A 6,683-nucleotide genomic window follows, 5' to 3' on the forward strand; every position below is an offset into this window, starting at 1 on the left:
GTCGGGAGTGGCGGCGGAGAAGTCGACGCTCTGTTCAGCCGCCGGCTGACTCAGCGCTGACGCCGAAACTCATGCGTCCGACTGCACGCCAATGACGCGCCGCGCGAGCGCCGAATATGCAAGTGGCTCGAAACGTTCGAGCCCATCCTTGACGGCAGCGATGTCGTTATTTCTGGCTTGCTGCTCCATCTGTGCGCAAGCAGTCGCTACTTCGGTTTCCTGAATCATCGCGAAAGATCCGCGTACCGCATGAAGCTGGGCGAGCACCGTTTTCATATCCCCAAGCTCAATGGCGGCATGCAATTCCCGAAGCGAATCCTTCAGCGCCTGAGTCATCGCGGCGTGGATGTGCTCGGGCAATGGCCCTTGCGAGATATCGCGCCTCGCCACGGTGTCGTTCGCGGGACGCCTGGCTGCCTCGTTGACCAGCCGCCGCACCGTCGCTTCCATCGTGTCGAGCAGGACAGGTTTGAGCAGGACCTCGTCGATTCCCGCTTGCGTGCATTGCGCGCGCACTTCTGCCGCGACGTGCGCAGTAATCGCGATGATCGGCACCGGCGCGCTTTGGGCACGAAGGCAGCGCGCGAGCGCGTACCCGTCCATCCCCGGCATATTGATGTCGGTCATTACCAGATCGTAGTGGCGCTCGTTGAAGCGCCGCAATGCCGCCCCGCCACTTTCGGCCATATCGGCCTCGTATCCCAGAGTGGCAAGTTGAGCGACGAGCAACTCCCGGTTGGCGAGTTGATCGTCGACGACGAGGATGTGAATGGCGTGTGTGTCGATCTCGGTGGATTTCGGTTCGGCTTTGGTATGCGCTGGGGCGCTGACCGGGGTGGCTGCACTCACCGGAATGGGCAAGGTCACGACAAAGGTGCTTCCGGCATTCAACTCGCTCTTCACCCGAATCGTGCCATGCATCAATTCAGTCAGGCGCAGACAGAGCGCGAGTCCGAGGCCTGTTCCGCCGTAGCGCCTCGCAATCGACGAATCGGCCTGTGTAAAAGCATGAAATAACGTCTCCTGCTGTTGCGGAGTCATGCCGATGCCGGTGTCGCTGACACCGATCACGATCGGAGAATCGGCGGCCGTGTCGTCCTTGAGGTAGACCTCCAGTAGGACATCGCCCGTGGCGGTGAATTTGATCGCGTTGCTGACCAGGTTGATCGCGATCTGCCGGATTCTCGTGGGGTCACCGAGATAGTGCGGCGCGAGCGCATCGTCTATCACGCAGTCGAACTCGAGTCCCTTCGCCTGCGCGACGGGTTCGAACATCGCGGCCACCTCACGAATCACCTGACCGAGATCGAAGCTGATCGACTCGAGCGTCATCTGCCCCGACTCTACCTTCGAAAAATCGAGGATGTCGTTGATGATGCCGAGCAGCGCAGTGGACGACGACGTGACAACCCCTACGCGCTCTTCCTGCAATGGCGACAGCGGCGAGCGTCCGAGCAGCTCGAGGTTGCCGAGAATGGCATTGAGCGGCGTGCGTATTTCGTGACTCATCATCGCGAGAAACGCCGACTTCGCCTCGTTGGCGGCGTCCGCCGCGGCACGCGCCTCGTCCAGCTTGCGCTCGGTGTTCTTCAGCGTCGTGATGTCGGAAAAACTGCATAGCAACACGTCTTTCCCGCGATATTTGGTGCGCACCATGCTCACCAGCAGGTCGTCCACCCGGCCATCGGCGAGCCTGAGCGGCATCTCCAGATCGGACTGCCACGCGGGAGCGCCGGGGCTGTGGTCGTAGAGAGCGAGCAAACGTTCGTGCAAGCGTGGTTCGTCCGGATGCGTGTTCAGTTCGTAGCTACGCATCAGGTTGCTCTGCAACAGAATTTCGCCCTGTTCAAAAGACAGCAGCGCGAACCCGGACGGCGCGGCGGCAACCATCGCGCGATTCAAGGCTTCACTTTCGAATACTCGTTGCGAACGTTCGTAGTCGGGCTTGAACAGCTTGTGATCGAGCATCAACAGAAGCAGCCACATGAATCCCAGGACCAGCAGCATCACTGCAATGTAAGCAGCGAGGCGCGGCCCCAAGTCGCGCAGAATCGTGCGCCACGTGAACGCGTAAACGATGGTCCAACCAGAATTCGTTACTTCCGCACTGGCCGTGAAAAGTCGATTGCGATAGCGACGGCTTTCCCCGGTTCGCTCCGCCGCTTGCGAACGAGACTCGAGAATCCGTTGCGTCAGCGTACCGTCGGTACCCGGCGTGGCTGTACTGAGGATCACGTTGCCGGCGGAATCCAGCAGCAGCGATTCTTCATCGTAGCGCCCGCCGGCAAGTATTTCGATTATGGAACTCAAGTAAATCTTTCGGACAGCCACGAGGAAAATCTTGCCCTCGCTAAAAGCCGGCATGACGAACCGGATTGCGGGTTGGTCGCCGAATGGATCTGTGACTGGCGGAAACCAGATCGCACCCTCGCCCTCTCGCAACCGCGAGATCACCGTTGGGTCTGTCAGATCGCCGAGGTCCGGTGCAATGCGGTCGAGAAGCTCGTGAACGTTTTTCGTGCCGCTTTGCTTGACCGGGTTGCCCGATGCCGGTGCAGGAAGAATTCCGACGAAGCGCCGGTCCGGCGAATAGAAATAGCCTGACACCGCATTGGTCTGCACCTTGGCCCAAGGTCCAACACGATAATGGAAATCGACGCCGAGCGCGAGATACGGTGCAAAATCCGATGCGTGGTGCGACGGACCAACATCGCCGAGCATCATCACCGGGTCAAAATTCGCGTGTCTCTGCAGAATGACTTCTCCATGCTGCGCGGCAAATTCGTCGATGAGGGCCGCGGGTGGAAGTGGTCGCGTGCCCCACCCCGATTCTTCATGCAGGATCGCGGCTCGCAAGGTTCTTTCGCGCTCGAGGAACTCCAGTTGCAGGCGAGTTTGGCGTAGAGAGAAGTCTCTGTAGCGATCCTCTATGTATTCCGCGACCGCCGAGTGCAGCACAACGCCGGTCAACAGCACCAGCACAAACGAGATGGCGATGCCCGCCCCCATGACCAGCGCCCGCTGATATCGGTTTAGCCTGCTCGGCTCATCAATGTGTGCATCGCCATTGGGTGCGTAAGTCACACGCTCATGTCCAGTGGAATCTGTGCTCTTTGATGGCATGGCGGACCCGGATCCGGGACCTTGGAGATGATTTCAGCATCATACGGCCAATCTGAGGCGTTGCGCGTTTGAAGTCATTCGAGCCGCGTTCAGGCAGGGACCGACGAGCACAGGTCCGCACGAGAAGTCTCATGGAAAAAAAATAAATGCCGTTCAGTTACTTCACTGAACGGCATTACGGCGACGGCGGAGTATCAACTGAACGGGACGATCAGGAGATGACTCCAGACGCTACGACGCGCACTTCCACGCGGCGATTGAGCGCGCGCCCTTCAGCCGTCGCATTCGAGGCGACCGGATCATCCGCAGCCGCGCCCTCGGCGACGAAACTCTGGGCCATCAACCCGCGGTTACGCAGGTATTGCAGGACCGACTGGGCACGCGCTTCCGACAATTTCTGGTTGTGGGCTCGTGTGCCGGTCGAATCCGTGTAACCGATTATCGTCACACGTCGGAAGTTGATGCCCTCATTCACGCGCAAGAAATTATCGAGACTCGCCTTTGCCGCACTACTCAATACTGCGCTATCCGTGGCGAAATTCGCGTCGCCCTGCAGCAGGACCTGGCGGCGCTCCTGAGACTGGGGTTGAGGTCGAGGTTCGGGTTTCGGTTGAGATGGAGGTTGGGGAACCGGGGCGGGGACAGCTTGCGCCTCAACCGGTTTACCGCACATGAAGGTAACCTCGCGCGGATCTTTCGTATTGACACCGGACCTGACTCCATCAACGGCCTGCACCAGCGTGACAGGCTTGTCCTTGCAGATCTCGGCCGCCACCTTGAAACAGGTTTGCGAACTTTCGAGCAGACCACCGCACTCGACGCGATAAGTCGGCGCTTTCTGGTCCGGAGCAACGATTGCATGTGCGTTGTAGGTCGGGCCCGATTGCGTCGTACATGCCGCCACAAGCCCCAATACTGAGCCCAGCAATGCCAGGCGTGGATAAACTGAAAAGTGCTTTTTCATGTTTTGTAGATTCGCTTGAAGCGAAAGAAGAAAAAATTTGTTTGATTCGAAGCGGAGGAAAGAGGGGGCGCGCCCCCTCTTACTAAACGCTTACCACTGGTACGAGGCGCCCACCCCGACAGTCGTTCCACCGCTGGACAAGCCAACACCCGCTTTCATCTTGATGTTTTGCGTGATCCGCGCCGTACCACCGATCGCGACAGCCTGATAGCCCTTATAGGTCCCGCCACCAATACCGATCGACAGCGTCTTGTCCTTATCGACGTCCGGAATCATCGTCAGCGCAGTGGCCGCGGCGATACCCGAGTAAGCGCCCCTAGCCAGATCGTTGATCGCCTGATCTGCAGCGTTCATGCGGTCGTCGAGGCCTGACAGCGCATCACCCACGTTCGAGTACGTGCCACCTGACAGCTGATACGACGGTCCAGTCACCGCACCGGTCGTCGGATCGATGCTAGCGCCGCCGCCCAGCCCATCAACCACGGTCGTCAGCTGCGAGACGTTGACGGCATCGGTTGCTTGTGAGCCAGCCGCGACGTTGGTGACCTGACGCTGTCTCCCAGCGGAGCCCACAGAGACCGTGTTCTCCCGATCAGCAACCGAATCCTGACCCAAGGCAACCGAGCTGGAAGCCGTGGCTTGCGCACCCTGACCGACTGCAACCGCACCAGAGGATGCCGCGGCGCCTGAGCCTATTGCCACTGCACTGTCCGAGGCGTTGGAGTTCGAACCGACTGCTGTACCGTTGTCACCCGTAGCCACCGCACCGGAACCAGCCGTGGTGCTGCCCGCACCCGTACCCGGCGCCGCAACGTTGACAACGGCACTGTCATCCGACGAGGTATCCGTTGCGTTGAAGTACGGGTTGCTGCCCGATCCACCGTTGCCTCCCCAGCCACCGTTGTTCTCAATGTTGGTGACCCGGCTGTTGACATTGGTCACCTCGTTCTGCAGCGCTTGCAGCTGACCGTAGTTCACAGCATCGTACGTTGACGATCCAGCGGCAACGTTGGTCAGCACCACGGGACCCGACGACCGGCCGCCACCCAGCGTCACGCTGTTGTAGTTCACCGTGCCATCGACGATGTCGTACTTGACCGCGCCTTGATCCAGGTTGGTGATATTGCTACCGATCTGGTCCAGTGCCTGATTCGTTGCATACAACTGCGAGCCGTTCACCGCGTCCGTGCTCGTCGCGCTCAGGCGACCGGCGGCCACGTTCGTGACCGTGCGCTCGCTACCCTCGCTGCCCACGCTCACCGTGCTCGTCGGGTTGGCACCGGCGAACGCATACGCCGTCCCGCCGATGGTCGCGCCGCTCGTGCCCACCGCGGCAGACGTCGTCGAACCTGCGCCCAGCGCCACATCATTCGCATTGTTCGACACCGCACCCATACCGATTGCCACCGAATCCTCACCCAGCGCCGACGAATCCGCACCCGTCGAGTTTGCATGGAAGTACTTCGTGCCGCTCTCGTACACGTTCGTCAACTGGTCACCCAGGTTGGTGATCGACTTCGTGTTCTGGTCCACCTGCTGATTCGTGGCGTGCAGCTGCGAGCCATTCACCGCGTCCGTGCTCCTCGACGACAGCTCGCCTTCGGCCACGTTCGTGACCTTCGTGCCATGGATGCCGTCGCCCAGCGTGATCGCGCCCTTCGACGAGTCGTCGTAATGCACCGCCAGCGGATCCGTCCCGCTGCCCGCACCATTCCTGATGTCCTCGCTCAGCTGGTCCACCTGCTGGTTCGTCGCGTACAGCTGCGAGCCGTTCACCGCGTCCGTGCTCGTCGCGCTCAGGCGACCGGCGGCCACGTTCGTGATCGTGCGCTCGTTACCCACGCTGCCCACGCTCACCGTGCTCGTCGGGTTGGCACCGGCGAACGCATATGCCGTCCCGCCGATGGTCGCTCCAGCCGTACCCACCGCCGCTGCCGTCATCGAGCCTGCGCCCAGCGCCACATCGTTCGCGTTGTTCGACACCGCACCCATACCGATTGCCACCGAATCCTCACCCAGCGCCGACGAATCTGCACCCGTCGAGTTCGCGTGGAAGTACTTCGTGCCCTTCTCGTACACGTTCGTCACCTGCTCGCCGATGCTCGTCACCTGGTCGCCGATGGTCGTCACCTGGTCGCCCAGGTTCGTCACGTTCGTGTTGGTCTCGGTCAGCTGCGCCATGTTGACCGCATCGCCCGGGTTCACACCTTCCGCCACGTTCGTGATGGTCTTGCCGCCCGCGTCGATGCCGCCCGTGGTGATGCTCGGGCCGTTCTTGATGGTCAGGCCGTCGTTGTTCACCACCGTGTCACCCATCGTCACGCTGTCGACCTTCAGGTCGCGTGCCAGATCGAAGTTCACGTCGTTGCCGGCCGTGCTCTTGCTCACCGCGAGGTTGCCATCGGTGTTCTTCAGGTCGACCGTGCCGCCCGGCGCCACGTTCGTCGCATTCTGGCCCTGCGCGCTCACGTTCCAGCCTGCGCTGGCCGTCTTGCCGACCTCGTCGAGCTGCTCCTTGTTCACCGCGTCGCCAGCGTCGACACCCGCCGCCACGTTGATGATCTTGCTGCCACCCGCGTCGATGCCGCCCGTGGTG

3 protein-coding genes are annotated in these 6,683 nt (G+C 61.0%); all 3 read right to left on the reverse strand.

Annotated elements, in window-relative coordinates:
- Positions 1-69: 69 nt before the first annotated feature.
- Complete coding sequence (locus AB3X95_RS38200) at positions 70-3,084, reverse strand: response regulator (RefSeq protein WP_368623949.1); 3,015 nt, start codon at positions 3,082-3,084, stop codon at positions 70-72.
- 250 nt (positions 3,085-3,334) lie between these two features.
- A complete protein-coding gene (locus AB3X95_RS38205) occupies positions 3,335-4,087 on the reverse strand; it encodes an OmpA family protein (protein WP_176105615.1) in 753 nt (250 codons plus the stop codon).
- 90 nt (positions 4,088-4,177) lie between these two features.
- A partial coding sequence (locus tag AB3X95_RS38210) for a YadA family autotransporter adhesin (RefSeq protein ID WP_368623950.1) occupies positions 4,178-6,683 on the reverse strand: 2,506 nt, incomplete at its 5' end.

The sequence above is a fragment of the Paraburkholderia sp. BR13444 genome (assembly GCF_040948755.1).
GTDB lineage: Bacteria > Pseudomonadota > Gammaproteobacteria > Burkholderiales > Burkholderiaceae > Paraburkholderia > Paraburkholderia youngii.

Bases quoted from the DNA above. Each gene is read 5' to 3' on its own strand.
- AB3X95_RS38205 (WP_176105615.1), bottom strand. From the start codon at position 4,087: ATGAAAAAGCACTTTTCAGTTTATCCACGCCTGGCATTGCTGGGCTCA.